Source organism: Paenibacillus polymyxa M1, from assembly GCF_000237325.1.
Taxonomy (GTDB): Bacteria; Bacillota; Bacilli; order Paenibacillales; family Paenibacillaceae; genus Paenibacillus; species Paenibacillus polymyxa_C.
In genome coordinates this window covers 3,832,888-3,852,613 of the sequence record NC_017542.1, presented here as the reverse complement: position 1 = coordinate 3,852,613, position 19,726 = coordinate 3,832,888, and the positions used below count along the sequence as shown (strand labels likewise).

Sequence of the window (19,726 nt, the reverse complement as noted above, 5' to 3'; positions counted from 1 at the left end):
TTTTTCCACCGTGGGTTGAAGATGCGGCTGACGCATCTCAAAGCAGCGACACGATGGTACGTGTACACGCGATGATGAGAATATTAGGCGAAAAACGACGGAGCGCGCCTGACTGCTGGTTCGAATCCAGTCTGTTTTGTAAGTACATAGGGAAGGAGGAGAGATATGCAAATCATTCATAAATTGACGGTGGTCAGCAATCCAACACGAGTATTTGAAGTGGGTACGGAGCTGGATGATCGTGAAGTAATCGAGATTAGGCCAGTTGGTACAGAATTTGAAAACAGCATTCATTCCGAATTTACGATTCATGACGAAAATGGCGACCTTATCGCCAGCATTGAAAATGCACCTGTCATTGTGGAGTACCGACAAATTGCAGAGCACGATGAAGTTGAAACTGTGGAAGGGGAATAGGTATGAATCCAACACAAAAAAAGGTATTGGATTTCTTCACGGAAATGACGGTGGATGAGTCCGTGGATATGGACAAATTTGTGGAGGCTTGTTCGTTGAATTTAGGATTATATACTTCTTTGAAATTTGAAAAGTGGTCGCAAAGGAAGGTTATTTCAAAGGCTGAAAAGACTCTTCATCATGGGCTTGAAATTGGCAATAATCTCTCAGCTCTGCGAAATATTCAAGTTCTGATTATACGCAAATAGCCCGCTGGAACGGGCTATCTCGGTTCTTTGAAAACTTAAAATTTGCTTGCCCCTATCGTAGCAGATAGGGGCTTATAAAACAAGAAGGAGCGATTTGGATGGCTATGAATGTAGCAGCCGTTACCAAAGGCATCGAACGTGACGAATGGTTAAAACTGCGTAAGCGTGGTATCGGTGGTTCGGATGCGTCCGCGGTGGCCGGGTTGAATCGGTATAAATCACCTGTTGGTGTGTTTCTTGAGAAAACGGATCAGATCGTACCAGACGAACCAGGCGAAGCAGCTTATTGGGGCAACCAGCTAGAGAATTTAGTCGCTCGTGAGTTTATGAACCAAACCGGATTACGTGTGCAACGCAGCAATAAGATGTATCAACATCCTACACATAAATTTATGTTGGGTAACGTTGACCGCCTGATTTTAGACAAGGGCGGTCGAGGACTTGGCATCCTGGAATGTAAAACGGCCAGCGCCTATAAGCTGAGCGAATGGGCCGACGATCAGGTTCCTGACGAATACGCCATTCAACTCCAACACTACATGGCTGTGCTTGGTGTGGATTATGGTTACTTCGCTGTTTTAATTGGTGGTCAGAAATTCCAATACAAGCTGGTCGAACGAAACGAAGGTATCATTGAGTCCCTTATTCAAATCGAAGACGAGTTTTGGAACAAGCATGTAATTCCGCGGGTTCCACCAATGGTAGACGGTAGCGCTGCTTCGACAGAGCTACTGAATCGCTTGTATCCTGCTTCTCGGCCAGCGACAGAAATTACGCTGGAGAAAGATCAGGCTTTGCTGGTGGACAAGCTTATTGCTGCCAAAGAAGACGCGAAAGTGGCTGAAGAACAGGTTAAGCGATTGGAAAATGAGCTGAAGGCAACTATCGGTGAAAATGAGGTTGCTACGTATAACGGAGAACCTTTGGTGACTTGGAAGTCCAGTCAAACAACGCGCCTAGACACTAAGCGCTTAAAGCAAGAACAGCCACACATCTTTGAAAAATACGCAAACACCACGTCTTCTCGACGGTTCTTGGTGAAGTAAGGAGGCTATTATGGCAGGACAACGCAGTAACGGAGCAATACTTGAAAAAAAGCTTCAAAATAAGGCGGCTGGGGCAAAAAACGATGCGCCTACACCTTCTCAGACCATTGCCGCTTATATGGACAAAATGAAGTATCAGATTGCGGAGGCTATGCCAAAGCATATGAGCATTGATCGGCTCAGCCGTATTGCCCTGACGACGATCCGCACGAATCCGAAGCTACTGGAATGCTCTATGCCGTCTCTCATGGGGGCGGTTATGCAAGCGGCACAACTTGGTCTGGAACCAGGCCTGATCGGTCATTGCTACATCATCCCATACGGTACAGAAGCCACATTCATCATCGGCTACAAGGGAATGATTGATCTAGCACGACGGTCTGGAAACATCAAGTCTATTGCCGCCCACGAAGTCTATGAAAATGATTTCATTGAGCTGACATATGGGCTGGAGGAAAAATTGCAGCACGTTCCTTGGTTTTTGCGTAAGGACGCTCAACCTGCCGAGTCAGGGAAGATCATTGGGGCTTATATGGTTGCCAAGTTTAATGACGGCGGTCATTTTATCCATTACATGCCGATCAGCGAGATTGAGGAACATAAGAAGCGTTCCAAGGCATCCAGCAAAGGGCCTTGGGTGACTGACTATACCGAAATGTGCAAGAAGACAGTTGTACGTTCCGGGTGGAAGTGGCTACCCATCAGTGTGGAGATTGCTTCTGCGGTTACTCAGGATGAGACGGTACGTAAGGATATCACTCCAAACGATGAACCTTTTGTCTTTGATATGCCAACTGAACCTAAAGATGGTGAAACACCTCAGACAAAGGATGCAACTCAGCCGAATAACACTGATCCGCAGCAGCCTGCTGATGGATCGGGTCAGGACGAACTGGAATTTGAATGAGTTCTATCGATGAGATTACTGGCAAGCCGCTGTTACGCAGCATGATCGGTGAACACATTTGGCGGATTAAAGAGTCCGATCCTGTTGCCTTTAAGCGCGAGGTGCGAGAATACTTCGCGCGGGGCTATCCAAACTGGACAGTGGTTCGTGCGAAGTATCCCTATATATTCTTACGTGATGACAGGGGGCAGAGTGTGTAAATGATTCTGGGCAGTGTGAAGAAGCGAACGGTATTTATATAAAAATCGCAAGAGATTAGGTGGTGAAGCCGGTGGACTCCAATGTAAATCCTCAGCCTACGGACGCACATATACGCATATCACATGAAATACATCGAGAGCTGATCCGGCGGAAGTTTACTCAGCGGCAGCGGGATATTATTGATTTTGTCCTCACGCTGAGCTGGGGATGCGGGAAGCCATCGGCCAAAATTCCTATGCTTAAACATTTTGAGCTATGTGGCGTTCGTAAGGAACATATCAAAAAGGAACTAAAAAAGCTGGTTGAAAATCATGTGCTGTTTTGGGACGAGCACATGAATGTGTTCCAGATCAATAAGCACTATGACATGTGGACTGTCGATGTGGTGGAGCGATATGACCCCAAAATGATGAACGATTTAATCAAAATTAACATTGAATCTCATACCCCAAATCTCGGCAAACCAGTTACTAAAAAAGTAACTGAGTTACCAAAAAAGCAACCGATTCGAGTTACTAAAAAGGTAATTCAGTTACACAAAAGGCAACTGTTCAGTTACCAAAAAGGTAACTCGTCAGTTACTAAAAAGGTAACTGTGAAGCGTGATTTTTCTTGTCATACCAAGGGATTTCGGCTCTCTAAAACAATCTTTAAAGCAATTATTAAAAAAAACACTACTACATCTTTAGATACTGTACAGGAATTAGATACAGAGCAAAGGGGTGGAGGAGGAGGACTTTCTTCGGATCATTCCTTTGGCTATATCTACCGCGCTTACGAAAACAATTTTGCAGATAACGGGAAAGTGACCCCGTTTGAAACCGAAGACTTGGGAGTCCTTTTCGACGATTACGGTGGAGAATGGCTTCTGAAAGCCATGAGGGAAGCCGTTCGACAGAAGAAAAAGAGCTTGGCTTACGTTCGGGGGACGCTGGAAGGATACCGTAAACGTGGTGGACCGGAAACGGAACGCCGAATGGATCGGGCTTCACCAGCGGAAGCAGAAATTCAAGAAGACGACCCCATTACGATCTTGATGAGAAAGGCAGATGAGCAGCGACTTGCTGAATACGGAGTTACTTGAGGCTGAAATATTAGGTTCCTTTTTTCGAGACCCCTCCCTTGTTGGGGAAGTCGCCGTAACACTAGAACCAAGCTTATTTACACAACCTTGGCATCGCAATTTGCTGAAAATGATACTAGAACTACATCGGACTGAACAGGAACTATCCATGACTATGTTGGTGACGGTATTCGAAAAGCATCTTGAAAAGGTGGGGGGAATTTCCTACCTGTCTAAATTGGCCAGCTCTGCCATCGCAGTTTCAATGCTGGAGCAGAATATCAGGCAGCTCATCGAAACCGATGCGCGTCGTAAAGCGCTGGATTTGGTTGGTGAATACCGCGATAAATTTTTGGATTTGTCTTCAAGCGGTTTTGAGGAATTACTGGATGAATTTGAACAGCGCTCACTGGATATTCGGCCTAAAGCATTGCAGAAGGATACGGCGGTTGACGACATTATCCAGTGGTATGAGGACTTGGTACTTAAAACGCAAGATCCTTCCCGAGCGCTTGGCATTATGACAGGCTGGTCAGCATTGGACCGACTGACGCTAGGGTTCCAGCGTACTAATCTGGTCGTCATCGGAGCCCGAACTAGCATGGGTAAGTCAGCCGTCGCCAATGAAATTAAGATGCGGGCCACCCAGCGAGGACATAAGGTTGCGGACTTTAGCTTGGAAATGTCCAAGGCGCAGATTTATAACCGGATGATCGCTAATCTGTGCAGTATTCCCCTGCAAGCCATACGCTCAGGGCATCTGAAACCGGAACAGATCGAACGAATTTCTATGCAGATGGAGTTTTTGCGAAAAATTCATATCGACGACAGCCGGGGCGTGACTGCGGAATACATTTGTTCCGAAATGCGCCGATTGAAGCGACAAGAAGGGCTTGATTTGGTCATTGTGGACTACCTGCGGGAAGTGGTTGAGCCTGCTGAACGAAACGACAACAGCGGTTCTGGTTTGCATAGGGTTTGTCAGAAGCTACGGAAGGCGGCAAAAGACTGTGACTGCGCACTGATCGGCTTATCTCAGGTCAAGCAGGATGTGGAGAGTCGGCAGAATAAAAGACCATTCGTTTCAGACTTATCAGGCAGCGCCGCAATCAGCGCGGTTGCTGACGATATCCTCTTGCTGTACAGGGACGAATATTACAATCCTGATACACCGGACCTGGGTATCTTGGAAATCAACCTCGCAAAACAACGTAATGGTCCTACTGGAGTGGTGAAGCTCAAATTTGAGAAAGACACACAACAAATCGCTTAGGGGAGGAACGGACATGAAACAGGGGAAACGACTCACCAAGAAGCAAAAGATTGGATTGCTAAAGGCCAGACCAGGAGTGACACTGGACAACTGGGTCTCAGAACGGGAAACAGCAGATGGGGTCGTGCTGCTAAACAAATTCTCAGGAAAGCGGTGGCTGCTAAATAAACACTATGGAGCATTGCAGCCTTACAAGGTACGAGCCTGATGCAGCCAACATGCTGGACGCGGTGGAGCGTCTATGAATACATGAAGCACCGTTTCGTCTGCACTGGAGAAGTTCCTGACGAGAGGGAATTACTCGAGGAGCTGCCGGACATTGATAAGAGCGAGTTGATCGAGGGGATGGCTGAGTTTCGTTTGATTCTTGGTGACTGGCCCATCGCGGGAAGTGATAAGCCATGCGAGGTCAGATAAAGGACCCACTCTATCAAACTCGGATAAAGCAGACTGTCCGAGATCGAGATGGTAGAGTGCTGGGCGAGGTGTTTGTGCTTGACTCGACCATGTTGCCAGTAAAGATGTCACGCAAGCACAAGAAGAGGGGAAGGAAACATCGAATGAAAACAGTTTGCACTGATGAGATTTACCGCGTCATTGACGATTTGGAGACAAAAGCGGAAACGTCCGAATCCGGGGCGGCTGAGGCTTTGCAATATGCAGCTTCTGAGCTTAGGAAGGTGCTGAAATGATTAGCCGTTATGTAGGCGTTGACCCTTCCACAAAGACCGGCATCCGTGATATTGGACGCACAAGGGAATGTGCTTAAGAAAATCGAGATCGAAGGGGTAGGGGAAGATCCTGGACGCATTAACGATGTTGTTGTTCGGACCCTCCGACTGATAGAACGAACGGACTGTGTAGCTATCGAGAATTTTTCCCACGGTTCGACTGGGGCCTATGTAGGTCAGCAATATGCAATAGGTTGGGCGATCCGAATCGGCCTTTACGTACGCAAGCAGTCCTATATTGAGGTAGCGCCTAATTCGCTTAAAAAGTTTGCAACTGGAGTAGGAAGGGGCGGCAAAGAAGATTTGATTCTTCCAATCTACAAGCGATGGGGATTTGAAGACCCCAGTGATAACGTCCGTGACGCATTCGTATTGGCTCAAATCGTCCGGGCCATACATGAGCCGGTTCAGTTGATTAAACCGCAGCAGGAAGTAATTCACAATCTTTTGTATCCACCAGCTAAGAAACCAGCTACTAAAAAAAACAAGAGGGGAAAGTGATTTAACATGGGGAAAGATTACGCAAAATTCATGGCTACAACAGCTAATAAAATTGTATTTGGTGACAAAGACGTGGAGCTCAAGCTGGCAATTCCACACAAGGTTGCTCAGCAAAATCTTGAGTTTCTGACCAGCAGCTTAAACAAAGAAATTCAGGTGCTTCTGGGCGATCCGCAGGCCAGTTTCGATTTTGAGGACCAAGGCGATGATATGTACCGTAAATGGACAGGCCGCCGTGTAACTGCGGACGCATCTGGAGTTGTTATTTCTGCCCAAAAGCCGGAACCAGAACACGATGAAAACCAAGCGGAAATGTTTGGCCCAGAGCAAGCAGAGGACGATACACCTGCAGGCGACGATCAAGCCGAGCAAGGAGAGCAGGAACAAACCGACCAAGCTGGTCAGGACGAGCAGCCCGGTGATCAGGAAGGCGAGGGAGCTTTCGACGATATTCCGGAATGGATGCGCGAAGTTGGAGATGATCAAGAGGGTGAAACTGGTGAGGAAAATGGGCAGCGAGGCGATGATTCTGCCCCTCGTGAAATGAACTTTGGTGAAGATGAGTCCAGCGGAGCTGCTGAAGGATCTGATCAAGAGCATGAAGCTCCCGAAACCATAGAGATCGATAAGGATACTTTGGAGAATTACATTTTGGAGAAACGCCCAGTGTTCGAAGATCTGACCCTTGATTTCCCTGCTCTATATGAACAGAAGCGCAAAGAAGGAGTTACCTGGCGCGACATTGCAGTGGGTGTTGGCATGACAACAGGTCAGCTCAACACTCAACTGACCAAGTACAAAGGTCGCGTTAAAGAGCAAATGACTCAATCAACTGCTGTTTAATATAAATCCTTTGCAGCGTGGCCCCTACCCTCACGGGCTACGGCGGCCACCTGTATCTATAAAACAGAACGTATGATCTTATTTTATCCTGAAAGGATGATATCTATGAATGAATCTATGAAAAACAAGATTACCGTAGAACTGGAGGCGTTGCTTCCACGAATGCAGCGCGTTAGTCAGATGATTGTCACTGTTGAGGGAAATTGGCCAGCACATTACAACAGGGAAAACCCGGAGGATCAGTACCTCCGTGGGATGTTTTGCCGGGTGGGAGACCTCTTGGATGATGCTAAACGATTGCTTGACCAGGCCTTTGCTGAGGTTGTAGACGAGGGCATCCTAACAAAAAATATGGGCGGTAGGTATGCTTTGCATGGGCGGGAGTTCACTTCTGGACAAACACTTGAGTATCTGGACCAAAATGACGACGGTGTTTGCTGGGAGCTCTCGCGTATCGAACACAACGGACATGATTACTACTTAGTCGATGACCGTAGCATACCGCTTGAAGGGCTACGCGTTCGGTACAAACACATTGCACACTGAGAAAGGGGGGAGGTTGATCTTGGCTCAAATAAGAATTGCAGAATTAGATAGAGCCCTCAAGGACGTAGCAGGTAAGCGAGCTGATGTGTCACCTGAAGAATTTAAAAAGACAGAATACCTGCTTTCAATAAATCCTCAAATAGTAAGAATAGTCAGAGACTATGAGTTTGCTGTAAAGTCCAGCATTTCTCTGAAAAGTTACGAGGGATCGAAAGGTCATGTTAGGCAAACAAAGGCTGTGATCCTCAAATATAAACGTCCGGAACTCTACTTCCTGTTTAAAACGCTCACCCAAATTATACAGAGTTCCATTAACAACTTAGTTAATCCGTACGAGCGAACTATTTTGGAACTTTTGTATATCAAAGGTGCGAGGTACCTTGTAGCGCAGTCATATATGGGGAAAGGTTACCGGAACGACATGTATCCAATTAGTGGGAGTACGTTTGCTGAACGCAGAAGGGAAGCGATAAAAAAGATAGCTCATAGCTTCCAAATACTCGGCTTATTAGAATTGGTACAAGCTGAATATCGAATTGGAGAACTGTCTAACTTGCAGTTTTTGGAGTTGAGACCAAGGTGAGCTTGTATGAGTCAGATTATAGGGGCTTTCCCCCTTTGGAGGTGTGAACTTTGGTAAATGTTAATGCTGCGATAGAGCAGCTACTGGATATGCGTTTGGAACTGGATGATACGATACGATTGCTCGGTTTTGACCCGGAAGCATCGGACCGTCAGCAGGCAGGGACGAACGAGCGTGTGTTGCTTCATTTACAGGATATATACGATGTGTTGGATGCTCCGAGACCAAATGGGGACTACGCAAAGCAATTGGTGCAAGAAACGATGAAAATTGCAAAGGAAGAGATGTAATGCTGTTCTTCTTCCACAAGAATACAAACAACCCCGCATTCCTTGGCCGGGCTCGCGGGGGTCATCACTCTTAAACCTCATCAAATTATACCACGGGTGAGGGAATTACATTGGGGAAAAGAAGAAAAAACAACTTACAATTAACGTTCAATATTCTGCCTGTCGATGAAAAAGCCACCCGCCTTGCGGTGGAAGAATATTTGGAGACAGTTCGGCAGTATCGGCAGATTGGTTTTGTCCGGCGCGAAGCGGCGATTACGCAGGCGTATACCTATAGAGAGCATCAGTCCACCAATGCGATTAGCAAGCAGACGGAGAATATTGCCGTTTACAACGTGGACAAGGAGGCAGAGCTGGCTACTAAGGATAAGTTGCTGGAGCTAGCAATGAGTAGATTGGGTAGTGTGCAGCGTGAGGTTATTCAGCGGAGCTATCTGGATGATGATGGGATATACGATGCAATCATTTGTCACGAAATGAATCCTCCTATGAGTGACCGGACATTTCGCAGAATTAAAACTGATGCGGTATTTATACTTGCTACTGCTTTAAACCTGACTAAATTCATAAATGGGACAGAGGAAGATACTGATATTGCAGCCGGTTAAAATGCCGGCTCTTTTTATCTATATTCTCTTGGATTTGATTTGTCTATTTAAATGAAGGAAGTCAATGATAGAAGATAAGTTAAAGCTGCTACCTTCTTTTAGCTTATACCTTCACAAAGATAGGATAATGTTATTGTCTAAATGTACATCAGCAGGTAAATAGGACTTTTTCAGGATATCTTTAGTACCATATGGATTGAAAATTTTGTATAATTAAGTTGAATTATAAAGAAATAAAAAATAAGGAGGGTAAAATGGCAACTACCGTTAACACAGCATTTAGTGAATTTATGAGAGACACAGTTAATTTGGATTCAGAAGTAACAAAAACTGCGCGGAGGAGTAGGGATTGGTTAATTGGACAAATAGATAAGTTTGACTCAAAAATAGGCTTTCCAACTTTATATAATGATATTGATATTCATTTTGGTTCTTTTGCAAGAAAGACCAAAATTCGTGAACTTAATGACATTGATTTAATAATAGGATTGAGGTCCCAGGGGAGTACATACTTACAAGATAGCTGGGGCAGGATTGAAATGACTGTTCCAGACACAGCTACGGATCTTATGAAACTTTGTCATGATTACACAAACAAACTTAACTCTAGGAAAGTTATTAATAAATTCATAAGTGAACTTAGTACAATACCCCAATACAAGAAAGCAGAAATAAAAAGAAATCTTGAGGCTGCCACATTAGAGCTTACTACACATCCATGGAACTTTGATATAGTACCAAGTTTCATCACGGTTCCAGAATCTGATGGAAGAACATATTATATTATCCCTGATGGTAAAGGTCATTGGAAAAAAACAGATCCAAGACTTGACCGAAGCAACATCTCAAGGATAAATCAAAAACATAACGGTAAGATATTGAATGTTATTCGGCTAATAAAGTATTGGAATAACAGGCCAACTATGCCTTCAATGGGTTCATATCTTCTTGAATGCATGCTCCTATCTTACTACGATAATAAAGATACGGTGAGTGATTTTGTTGATATTGAAGCTCGTAACATATTTGCGCATATATCTTCTGCAATTTATAACAATGTTTATGACCCTAAGAATATTCAAGGAAATCTGAATAATCTTTCTTTTGATGAAAAACAAAAAATTTCTGCTAAGGCTCATTTTGACCATCGTAATGCCTTGGAAGCGAGTCAATTTGAAGGGGATGGGGACCATAAATCAGCGATAATTAAATGGAGAGGAATATTCGGAAGTGCTTTTCCCGAATACACACAGTAATAAATGGAAAACAAATCGAATGATATTTTTCTTAGACAAAATGAGGATGGGAATATTGACCTTCTCGCTGCACAACGTCAGATGTACTCTGAAGCAAAACGTGCATCAAATTATCAGTTTGCCATTTGCGTAGTTGTACCTATACTAGTTCCTTTCTTAAAAGCAGTTGCTCTATCAAACATGATATACTTAGGTTTTATAACTCTTCTGCCATTAGTAATTATTGTTGTAAATCAGTATTTTTTCGAAAAAATCATTAAAAATAAAAAAGAAAAGGCTGCAAAATTTCAGGAATTATTTGATACTAATGTATTCAAACTTAGTTGGAACAACAGATTGAGCGGTTCTAAAGAATTTGCTACAAAAGATTTAAGCAATACGGCACAAAAATATAAGAAGAAACATGTATCACTGAGCAATTTGAAGAATTGGTACCCAAAAGAGTATTCTACAGTAGATATATCTGCTGGTAGGGTGATGTGTCAAAAAGTAAATGCTTCTTGGGATGGCGAAATTAGAGCATCATTTCAGAGTTTCCTAATAAAATTGCTTTTTGTATGTATATTTCTGATAATTGCTATCTCAATGCTACTAAACAAAACATTTGCTGAAACACTAATCTCCATAATTGCTCCGCTATTTCCAATCACTTTTTATATCTTTAAACGATATTCAGAAAATAAAGAAACAATAGTTCGTCTAGATAAATTAACTGATAAAGCGGACCGGCTTTGGGAGGATGTACTGAGTGGGAGTGTCGAACAGAATGACTTACAAATTCAGTCTCGAAAACTGCAAGATGAAATCTATAAACACAGAAGCAGTGCATTGCTAATATGGGATTGGTTTTACTTGAGAAATAGATCCAAACAAGAAAATAATATGAACGATACTGCTAATTTAATTGTCGATGAATATTTAAACAGGGGAGCTTAACTGAGGAAAAAAAAGAAAACTATGACCGTTATTTGACCGGAAAATGTCCTGTTTATGGCCCGCCACTGGACTTTGGATATGGTAAAGTTATATCATGGAAAATCAAATAAGGAACGAACCGCAGCTTTCAAGCCTCGGTGATCAGGTCGGCCAATGTGCCGGCCTTTTTGATTTCTCTATAAAACCATATTAGGAGGACATGATTCCGGTGAGAGGGCACGGCATCTAAAAGAGGATCTAAGTTAAGGGGATTGACAAATCCTTCTTGGAAAATTACAAAATAAACCTTATAATATTATTATATGAAATTTTCTTTGAAATTGAAAAAAGTAGGTTTATAATATGGAAAAAAGTAGAATGACTCCTTTCTTTGCTGTCTTGCCTTTAGCTGCTGTATTATCGTTAACTGGTTGTACTTCTTCAGTTATCAGTAGTATAAGTTCAGCTACTATAGACTCAGCGCCAGTAGTTCAAGCTGCAAATGAATCTACTGAGGTGAATACACCAAAACCGGGGGATCATGTTATTGCTCCTAAAGACACGAATAAGGTACTTAACAAGTCTCTTGGGAATACTGACATGTCAGAGCGTTTCTACATTGATCCGGGATACGGATATGCTAGAGTGTATGTATACAATGATGGGGATGCCCCGTTTAATATAACAGTAACCCAGGGGTCAGCTAGTGGCCCAGTTAAGATGAAAGGAAAAATAAAGCCAGGTAAAGTATTTGATGAAATCAACGAAAGTACTTGGCCTGTTGGTAGTTTCTATGTAAACCTTACTTCACCCGGCGGTGTTATGAAGGGCGGCCTTTCAGTTCGCATAGCCAATGCTAAAGGAGAATTGCAATAATCTTATCATAAAGTATGCATTGAAGAGGTCGACCAACCCGAGCCCGAACATACAACAATGGGCGCATTCTTTTGTGATTCAAGTTGGGATGTAATGGCTTCCGGTGATGAGGATAAACTGGGTGAGAGAATCGTTTAGGACGAGTAATATCGAGAAAGTGAGCAAAAGCCAGCTTATAATGGTTTAATTGCCCATTTTCCGGTATTGCCCGGTTTTTGTTCTTTGACGGCCATTTTTAGCAATTTGTAAAATGGTCTTGTTCTTCCTCTCTAGTAACTAAGTACAAATGCTTTTATGCAACAGCGTAGCGTTTTGCATCCCGCTTGCGGGAATAGAACCTATCGCTGTTTCTTTTTTCGGGTTTTAAATAAGCGCCTTTGTTCATTTGGTGCTCTAAATACATAGGCAGATACAAGTCACTCATTTGGGTGGCTTTTTTCAATGCCTTGAAAGGTTTGAAAGGTTTGAAGAAGAAGCAGAAGAAAGGAATTTTGCTATACATGAAAGGCCCACCAAAACAGCCGAAAAAATGCAAAGGTTGTGTTTGGGGGAGATGGGATGGTGTTAAACAGTTTTGTTTGAGACCATGTGTTAAAGAGGAAAAACTTTCCTAATGTCGAAGTGTGTAAGACGAAAGGAGAGATATAATGATTAAGCCATATTTTACAAAAGAAGAAGTTGCAGACGTATTGCAAAAAGGAAATGATGATAGACATAATTCTTTGATTATTGATTTTGACGGTACCCCAAAACTCATACCATTCACTAATGATGGCAGCAAATATGCTGTAAGGTATGAAACATTTAATGCTGGGAATGGTTATGTTGGTGAGAAGAGTCAATTAAATCATTTAAACGGAACATACCAAGCATTGCTTGAAGCTTGGGTTGAGTATTTGGGTTATGGAAGAAGACTAGGCTCAGGAGTTTATCGAGACTACGCGGAGTACAGTGAATCCATTGAGGAATTACAAGCAAAAGCAATAAAGTTAGTGAATAGTATGAAATAATACTAAGCACCCATCGTGGTCTTTTTCTTTTGCCATCATACGACCAAATATGAGCCGTTTTGAGAGTTCTTTCTTCTACACGGACGAATGCCGGAATGAGTGCAGAAGAGAGCAGATAGAGGGCATACACACGCTCTGACAGCCTATTAGCTACTCACCCGAATAACGGAAACCAACTCAACACAAATACAGGGCAAACCGTCATGGTCTGCCCTCTTTGTTTTACCTTGAGTTTTTGATGACTACAGCAATGATTTTATAGATGAAGTAAACAACCAACGTCAAGCAGATGAATGGAATTGTTAAACTCAGTGTGGTAAGCATGTAGCTTTCTCCCTTCTCTTGTTCTCACTATAGTGGTCGTGATGAACTAACAGAAAGGTGGAGATAAATGAAAGGAGATTCAAATCGTGGAATTCAGAGTCCTACCAATCGAACAAATCAACGCAGCAGCATATAACCCGCGGGCTGACCTTCAGCGTGGTGATCCAGAGTATGAAAAGCTGAAAGCCAGCATTGAATCCTTTGGTTATGTGGAGCCCATTGTCTGGAACGAACGTACCGGGAACATGGTTGGAGGCCATCAACGCTATAAGATCATGGTCAACGAGCTGGGTCATACGGAGCTGACTGTAAGTGTTGTTGACCTGGACGATCAGCAGGAAAAGCTTCTCAATCTGGCGCTTAACAAAGTTTCCGGCCTATGGGATGATCAAGCCCTTTATCGATTGCTTGATGATTTGCAGATGAGTGGAGCGGATCTGGTCCTGTCCGGTTTCGATTTGGAAGAGTTCGAGGATCTGGCGGCAGAGTTTACCGTGCCACAGGATGAAGCCTTGGACCTTCCGGTTACCGATGATGACTTTGACGTCCAGCGTGCTTTAGATGAAATCAAGGAGCCGGAGACCAGGCACGGGGATGTATGGCAGCTTGGTCGGCATCGATTAGTGTGTGGAGATGCAACCAATCCTGATGATGTGACACTTTTGATGGACGGAGCCAACGCGGCGCTAGTGGTCACTGATCCACCTTATAATGTGGCCGTTGAGAGTGTTTCAGAGCGTCTGGCCGCTGATGGCCGTAGCAGCATAATGAACGACAACATGCCCGCTGAGGACTTCGCGGGCTTTTTGTATGCCGTTTTTTCCAACTATGCAGTGGTAATGCAGCCGACTGCAGCTATATATGTATTCCATCCTTCATCCTATCATCGGGAGTTCGAGGATGCGATGAACGCAGCTAGCATCGTCGTCCGGACACAATGCGTCTGGGTTAAGAATGCGGCCACATTCGGCTGGGCACAGTACCGCTATAAACATGAGCCGGTCTTTTATGCCCACCTGAAGGGCAAAGCTCCTGCCTGGTACGGTGATCGGACACAGACAACTGTCTGGAAGGCTGGTTTACCTGTTGAGGACCCGCTGCCTGAGACAGTATGGGAGGTTTCAAGGGGCGATGTGAACAAGTACGTTCATCCCACCCAAAAGCCTCTTGATCTGTTGGCCATCCCAATCAGAAACAGCAGCCAGCGTGGTGACGAGGTTGTCGATTTCTTCGGCGGTAGTGGCTCCACACTTATGACCTGTGAGCAGATGGATCGGACATGCCGGACTTGGAATTGGACCCGATTTTCTGCGATGTAATTAAGAAACGTTTCCTAGAGAGTACTGGTATTGAGCCAGTCCTGTTGCATCGGGCTGAACCCGTAGAATAGGAAAAAGGAGGACGCGCTAACGTCCTCCCATTCACCCAGGGTATCCCCCGGCTGAGACAGCGGCCCGCCACGCGTGGCATTTTGCGAACATCCGCTGTCTCGCATTCCAGTATATAGGAAATCCGAGGGATACGACAATGGGAACAGACAACGAACAACAAGATGCATTACTACAACGTGAGATAGAGATCGTCGAGGGAATCCTCGAATCCAAGGCGCAGTACCGAAAGATTGTTAAGGCTGGCATTGCTCAGTGGGTTAAAGACCTGCAGGCTGGAAATATAAAAATGCAGACGGTTCAGGACTTGGATCGTCTGATTGAATTGGATATTAAGCTTCAAAAGGATGAGTTGTAAAAGCACATAATAATCTTGCTATCTGATTCATAAATATGGATTTATTAAACAATAATATGATTTTATTGTAAGAAAAATTAAAAACATGGAATCTTTTAGTAGTATGAGGAGGTAGTTTAATATACAAATATAGGAGGAATAAGCTTTGAAGAAGAAACATTTAATTGCATCAGCCTTAGCTTTAGGTATTATTGGCGGGGCTGTTGCCGTACCCAATGCAATTTTTGCGGATTCCGATGCTGTAAGTACTTCCGCAAATACATCGACTTACGGGAACCATGATGAAGTGAAAACACCTGGTAATCATGATGTGGGTCTTTTTAAAACAAAAGACCTTTTTAATGTGGTCCTTGACGGCAAGTCGCCATTAACAGAGTTCTCCATATCTCCTGGATATGGTCATGTTAAGCTGCGTGTAAAAAACAACACCAAGGCGACGCTTACTTTTACCTTAAGGCATGTCAATAGTGGGGATTATTTACTTACCAAGTATGTAGGTGCTGGTGAACCATTTACTTGGTATAGCACGGATAGCTTTTCAAACGGAATGCGCGCAGGAGACTATGAAATACAATGGCGTGCTGGCGGAGCTTATGTAGACGCCACAGCTTGGGGTATATCAGCCACTAGCTCAGATGAACTTTAATTAAACCAAGTTATAAAGTTTTGTATAAAAAAAGCTAACTGGTATCTCGCTTGATTGGAGAACTTTTTTACTTATACTGGAACGAGGTGAGAAAGCTTCAGGCCATTCGGTTTGAAGCTTTTCTTGCTTCGTTTATAACTCAAAGGAGAAATGATATTTATTGAAAAAGAAAACATTTTTTTCATCAGCCTTATCTTTTTGTTTGTTAGGGGCTGTTGTTGTGCCGAGTGTGATCTGTGCAAGTTCAGATGCGTCTGATTCTGCAAATACATCCAGTATTGCGATCAAAAATGCTGGTAAAACAACTACTGGTGACCATGTAATCACTCCGCAAAGAGCAAGAGATGTTTTTAATGACACGTTCGAAAATGAGAAGAACCCAGTATCACGCTTTGTTTTAGATCCTGGATACGGGCATCTTAAAATTATGGTAAAAAATACAGGTGATTCAACAATGACTTTTAGCCTGGTGCATACAGACAGTAATAAACAATATATTGTTAAGACTGTTGGCGCTCATAAAAGTTTGACCTGGGATAGTGTAAATTCTTTTTCACAAGGGCTGCGCTCTGGAAATTATGAAATACAGTGGAGAGCTGGCGGCGATATTGTGCATGTCACAGCATGGGGTGTGTCAGGAACTGATTCTGCCAAAGTAACGCCTCAAAGGGGTATAGGTGTTATTGATGTCAGATTAACCGGAGGTGCTACCGCAGCAACTGGCTTTGTTATCCCTAAGGGGCATGGACATGTCAAACTCAGTATAAAGAACTATTCGGACCATCCTGTCAAAGTTAGTTTGACACATGAAGGTTCAAACAAAGAATACATCAGTGCTTTACCAATCGCTCCTCATGACACAGTTATTTGGAGAAGCACAGATGAAGGCTACTCATCTGGTATGCGTTCTGGATATTATACATTTCAATGGCGGGGTGCCGATTATAAAGTAGATGGACATGTTTGGGGAGTCGTTGGTTCACAACCTGGGGATGTCCAATAGCTTCTGAATTAATTTTTATACTGTAAACGAAGCAAGGGGAGCTTCAGACCTTCATATGGTCTGGAGCTTTTCTTCTTTTTTTTCAAGGTCACATCATTTACATTCGTGGGGGTGGTGATTGTGTAGCATGGCGAGAGAACGGAGCCCTGAACGGGACAAAGCAAAACAGATGTGGCTGGAGAGCGGCGGAGCGATGAAGCTAAAAGACATCGCCGCTGCTCTTTCTATTCCTGAGGGAAGGGTACGCAAATGGAAGTCTATGGACCGCTGGCAGGATCAATTGAAAGGGAACGTTTTTGATTCCTCCAATGGGAACGTTCCAAATGGAACGAAAGGGAACGCTCCTAATCCAAGGGGAGCGCCAAAGGGAAACAAAAATGCTGTTGGCAATCGCGGCGGTGCTCCCCCAGGTAACCAAAACGCCAAGGGGAATAGTGGTGGGCCGGGCGGTCCCTATCGTAACAAGAAGGCCCTCAAGACAGGGATGTATGAAACTATCTTTCTGGATGCCTTAGAGGAAGACGAACAAGAGCTGTTTGATCAGATTGATACTTCTCCTTTGGCACAGCTCAACGAACAGCTTATTATGCTGTCTATCCAAGAGCGACGGCACATGCGCCGAGTCAAGCAGCTTGAAGCTGGTCTGACCGACGAGGAAAAGAAGATCAAACAGGAGCTACACCAGCGCAAGGACAAGGTTCCTTACACTAGCCCGAAGACAGGGAAGCAAATTGATCTTCCCGTTGTAACGGAAGGTATGAAGGTCACGGAAATTATGACCGTCACTACTTCCAAGCTGGATAAGATTTTGAAACAGGAAGAAGCACTGGTCAAAACCCGTGATAAAAAGCTTCGGGTCATTAACCTTATTGCCAGCTTGCAGCAGGAGGAAGAAAAGCTGGAGATTGCTCGCGAACGGCTGGAGCTGGAGAAACGTAAGTTGTTAGGCTATGGCGGTGCGGAAGGGGATGAAGGCGATGATGATGATGAGGAAGATGACGACGAATGGTAATTACTCTTGCTAAGGAGCATCGAAGAAGAGCCAAGCGACGGCTAAGGGATCGGCCTGAAAAACTGGATGAGCTAAAGGGAATCCTAGCCGATTTTGAACAATTCTGCTGGCGTATGCTCAAGATCAAGACGAAGAGCGGGCGCATTATGCCGCTGACGCTCAATGATGCTCAGCGGACATTCGTCCGTGAAGTATTTAGACAAATCGAAGCTGGCAAACCTGTCCGTATTATCATTCTTAAAGCCCGGCAGATGGGTTTTTCCACTGTCACGGAAGCACTTATCTATTATTTCACGTCCCTGCAAGAGGCTAAGAACGCCTTTATCGTCGCGCAGTCTTCTGATGCCTCTAGCAACTTGTACGATATGTTCCAGTTCTATTATGAAAAAGTGCCGGCAATCATCAAACCAATGAGTCGAAAGAACAATGCTAAAAAACTCACCTTTGAAAATCCGACGATTCGGACAGCGGACCGCCGGATGAATCCGGGGCTCAAATCGAAGATCACTGTACAGACTGCGGAAAGCCGGGTGCTTGCCCGTTCGGACACGATCCATTACCTGCATGCTTCAGAGGTGGCATTCTGGCCAGCCAAGAAGAAAAAAAAGCATCTATTATCCCTGCTGGCAGCTCTGTCCAAGGAGCCCGGTAGTTTGGGCGTGATCGAATCTACAGCTAATGGCATAGAAGAGTTCAAAAAAATGTGGGATGCAGCCGTTAAGGGCGAGAGTGATTTTACTCCGCTCTTTTTTGCGTGGTTCGAAATGCCTGACTATCGCAAGCCGGTACCGCCAGGCTTTGAGCTGACGGAAGAGGAGTGGAAGCTGAAAGAAAAATATGCTCTGGACGACGAACAATTGCAGTGGCGGCGGTATACCATTCGGAACGACTGTGGCGGCGATCCGCGGCAGTTCGACCAGGAGTATCCTTCTGAGCCCGACGATGCCTTTCTGTTATCTGGTGAAGGTATCTTCGACAACAAATTTATTAAAAGTTTGCGGGATGCAATCAGTGCTATTGGTAGCCGACACGAAATTGATTTTGTTAAAAACAAGATCATCCCGGCGCCTTCTGGCGAGCTGGTTATGTATCGACAGCCAGAACAAGGTAAACGGTACGTGTTGGCTGCCGATACAGCCAAGGGTAAGGAAGACGGGGACTATGATGCTGCTTATGTCATTGAGGAGCGCACAGGGGAAATGTGCGCGGCTTTGCATGGCAAGTGGGACACCGACTTATATGGTAAAAAGCTGAACACGCTTGGTTTGTATTACAACACGGCACTATTGGCCGTGGAGAACAACAACACTGGGGAATCCGTTCTGAATACGTTATTCAATACTTGCCACTATCCGCTGTTGTTCATGCACAAGAAGAGTTTAGGCTGGAATACCAACCAAGCGACCCGACCAGTCATGATAAGTGATTTCAAAGAAGCGATTCGGGACCAGCTCTATGATATCTACTGCCCCAAACTGTACAGCGAGTGTATGACGCTGATCGATAAGAACGGCAGGGCTGAGGCAGACAGTGGGTGCCATGATGACAGAATCTTGGCGTATTCCATTGCGTTGCAGGTCCGTCAGGTGGCTGATAAATGGTTTGAATGGTTTAAGAAGAAACAGCAGCAGCGGGCAGAGTCCCGTGATGATTACAACGAGGGAGTGGGGTGGATTTAAAC

At 44.4% G+C, this 19,726-nt stretch carries 25 protein-coding genes; 24 read left to right on the top strand and 1 reads right to left on the bottom strand.

Annotated features, from left to right (window positions below; translation table 11 throughout):
• Positions 1-165: 165 nt before the first annotated feature.
• The 17 genes from PPM_RS17255 (at position 166) to PPM_RS17170 (ending at position 12,304) form a co-directional block, all read left to right on the top strand.
• Positions 166-417 (top strand): hypothetical protein, encoded by a 252-nt coding sequence (locus PPM_RS17255; protein WP_013372048.1) that lies wholly within the window; start codon positions 166-168, stop codon positions 415-417.
• Positions 418-419: 2 nt separating this feature from the next.
• Positions 420-665, top strand: coding sequence for a hypothetical protein (locus tag PPM_RS17250; protein WP_013372047.1), 246 nt, complete (start codon positions 420-422; stop codon positions 663-665).
• Positions 666-763: 98 nt separating this feature from the next.
• Positions 764-1,711 (top strand): YqaJ viral recombinase family protein, encoded by a 948-nt coding sequence (locus tag PPM_RS17245; protein ID WP_013372046.1) that lies wholly within the window; start codon positions 764-766, stop codon positions 1,709-1,711.
• A 10-nt stretch (positions 1,712-1,721) separates the two neighbouring features.
• Positions 1,722-2,618 (top strand): recombination protein RecT, encoded by an 897-nt coding sequence (recT, locus tag PPM_RS17240; RefSeq protein ID WP_013372045.1) that lies wholly within the window; start codon positions 1,722-1,724, stop codon positions 2,616-2,618.
• A 271-nt stretch (positions 2,619-2,889) separates the two neighbouring features.
• Positions 2,890-3,903: a replication protein gene (locus PPM_RS17230; RefSeq protein WP_016324545.1), complete on the top strand. Its 1,014-nt coding sequence runs from the start codon at positions 2,890-2,892 to the stop codon at positions 3,901-3,903.
• Positions 3,869-5,155, top strand: a complete 1,287-nt coding sequence (locus tag PPM_RS17225; RefSeq protein WP_016324544.1) for a replicative DNA helicase — start codon at positions 3,869-3,871, stop codon at positions 5,153-5,155. Before PPM_RS17230 ends, PPM_RS17225 begins: the two co-directional genes overlap by 35 nt.
• A gap of 13 nt (positions 5,156-5,168) precedes the next feature.
• Positions 5,169-5,363, top strand: coding sequence for a DUF6906 family protein (locus tag PPM_RS17220; protein ID WP_013372040.1), 195 nt, complete (start codon positions 5,169-5,171; stop codon positions 5,361-5,363).
• A gap of 193 nt (positions 5,364-5,556) precedes the next feature.
• On the top strand, positions 5,557-5,847 hold the full coding sequence (locus PPM_RS17215) for a hypothetical protein (RefSeq protein WP_016324542.1): 291 nt from the start codon (positions 5,557-5,559) through the stop codon (positions 5,845-5,847).
• Between the two features lie 69 nt (positions 5,848-5,916).
• On the top strand, positions 5,917-6,387 hold the full coding sequence (locus PPM_RS17210; protein ID WP_228392866.1) for a hypothetical protein: 471 nt from the start codon (positions 5,917-5,919) through the stop codon (positions 6,385-6,387).
• Between the two features lie 6 nt (positions 6,388-6,393).
• Positions 6,394-7,230, top strand: a complete 837-nt coding sequence (locus PPM_RS17205) for a hypothetical protein (RefSeq protein ID WP_013372036.1) — start codon at positions 6,394-6,396, stop codon at positions 7,228-7,230.
• A gap of 105 nt (positions 7,231-7,335) precedes the next feature.
• Positions 7,336-7,776 carry a DUF5348 domain-containing protein gene (locus tag PPM_RS17200; RefSeq protein WP_013372035.1) on the top strand — a complete coding sequence of 147 codons (441 nt, stop codon included), beginning with the start codon at positions 7,336-7,338 and terminating at the stop codon, positions 7,774-7,776.
• Positions 7,777-7,795: 19 nt separating this feature from the next.
• Positions 7,796-8,359 (top strand): hypothetical protein, encoded by a 564-nt coding sequence (locus PPM_RS17195; protein ID WP_013372034.1) that lies wholly within the window; start codon positions 7,796-7,798, stop codon positions 8,357-8,359.
• A 50-nt stretch (positions 8,360-8,409) separates the two neighbouring features.
• On the top strand, positions 8,410-8,649 hold the full coding sequence (locus tag PPM_RS17190) for a hypothetical protein (RefSeq protein ID WP_013372033.1): 240 nt from the start codon (positions 8,410-8,412) through the stop codon (positions 8,647-8,649).
• Between the two features lie 110 nt (positions 8,650-8,759).
• Positions 8,760-9,257: an ArpU family phage packaging/lysis transcriptional regulator gene (locus tag PPM_RS17185; RefSeq protein ID WP_013372032.1), complete on the top strand. Its 498-nt coding sequence runs from the start codon at positions 8,760-8,762 to the stop codon at positions 9,255-9,257.
• A 254-nt stretch (positions 9,258-9,511) separates the two neighbouring features.
• A complete protein-coding gene (locus PPM_RS17180; protein WP_013372031.1) occupies positions 9,512-10,513 on the top strand; it encodes a hypothetical protein in 1,002 nt (333 codons plus the stop codon).
• 3 nt (positions 10,514-10,516) lie between these two features.
• Positions 10,517-11,449 carry an S-4TM family putative pore-forming effector gene (locus PPM_RS17175; RefSeq protein WP_013372030.1) on the top strand — a complete coding sequence of 311 codons (933 nt, stop codon included), beginning with the start codon at positions 10,517-10,519 and terminating at the stop codon, positions 11,447-11,449.
• 342 nt (positions 11,450-11,791) lie between these two features.
• A complete protein-coding gene (locus PPM_RS17170) occupies positions 11,792-12,304 on the top strand; it encodes a hypothetical protein (RefSeq protein WP_016324539.1) in 513 nt (170 codons plus the stop codon).
• A gap of 292 nt (positions 12,305-12,596) precedes the next feature.
• Here PPM_RS17170 and PPM_RS17165 read toward each other — a convergent pair whose 3' ends face one another.
• Positions 12,597-12,806, bottom strand: coding sequence for a hypothetical protein (locus PPM_RS17165; RefSeq protein ID WP_013372028.1), 210 nt, complete (start codon positions 12,804-12,806; stop codon positions 12,597-12,599).
• 145 nt (positions 12,807-12,951) lie between these two features.
• Here PPM_RS17165 and PPM_RS17160 point away from each other — a divergent pair, with 145 nt between their 5' ends.
• The 7 genes from PPM_RS17160 (at position 12,952) to PPM_RS17130 (ending at position 19,724) form a co-directional block, all read left to right on the top strand.
• Complete coding sequence (locus PPM_RS17160; RefSeq protein ID WP_013372026.1) at positions 12,952-13,314, top strand: hypothetical protein; 363 nt, start codon at positions 12,952-12,954, stop codon at positions 13,312-13,314.
• Positions 13,315-13,724: 410 nt separating this feature from the next.
• Complete coding sequence (locus PPM_RS17155) at positions 13,725-14,957, top strand: site-specific DNA-methyltransferase (protein ID WP_013372025.1); 1,233 nt, start codon at positions 13,725-13,727, stop codon at positions 14,955-14,957.
• Between the two features lie 208 nt (positions 14,958-15,165).
• Positions 15,166-15,384 carry a hypothetical protein gene (locus tag PPM_RS17150; protein ID WP_013372024.1) on the top strand — a complete coding sequence of 73 codons (219 nt, stop codon included), beginning with the start codon at positions 15,166-15,168 and terminating at the stop codon, positions 15,382-15,384.
• Positions 15,385-15,529: 145 nt separating this feature from the next.
• Positions 15,530-16,030 (top strand): hypothetical protein, encoded by a 501-nt coding sequence (locus tag PPM_RS17145; RefSeq protein ID WP_013372023.1) that lies wholly within the window; start codon positions 15,530-15,532, stop codon positions 16,028-16,030.
• Between the two features lie 160 nt (positions 16,031-16,190).
• Positions 16,191-17,033, top strand: coding sequence for a hypothetical protein (locus tag PPM_RS17140; RefSeq protein WP_013372021.1), 843 nt, complete (start codon positions 16,191-16,193; stop codon positions 17,031-17,033).
• Positions 17,034-17,160: 127 nt separating this feature from the next.
• On the top strand, positions 17,161-18,045 hold the full coding sequence (gene terS / locus PPM_RS17135; RefSeq protein ID WP_013372020.1) for a phage terminase small subunit: 885 nt from the start codon (positions 17,161-17,163) through the stop codon (positions 18,043-18,045).
• The gene (locus tag PPM_RS17130; RefSeq protein WP_013372019.1) at positions 18,039-19,724 is read left to right on the top strand and encodes a hypothetical protein; all 1,686 of its coding nucleotides are present in this window, start codon (positions 18,039-18,041) and stop codon (positions 19,722-19,724) included. Before terS ends, PPM_RS17130 begins: the two co-directional genes overlap by 7 nt.
• The last annotated feature ends 2 nt before the right edge of the window (positions 19,725-19,726 follow it).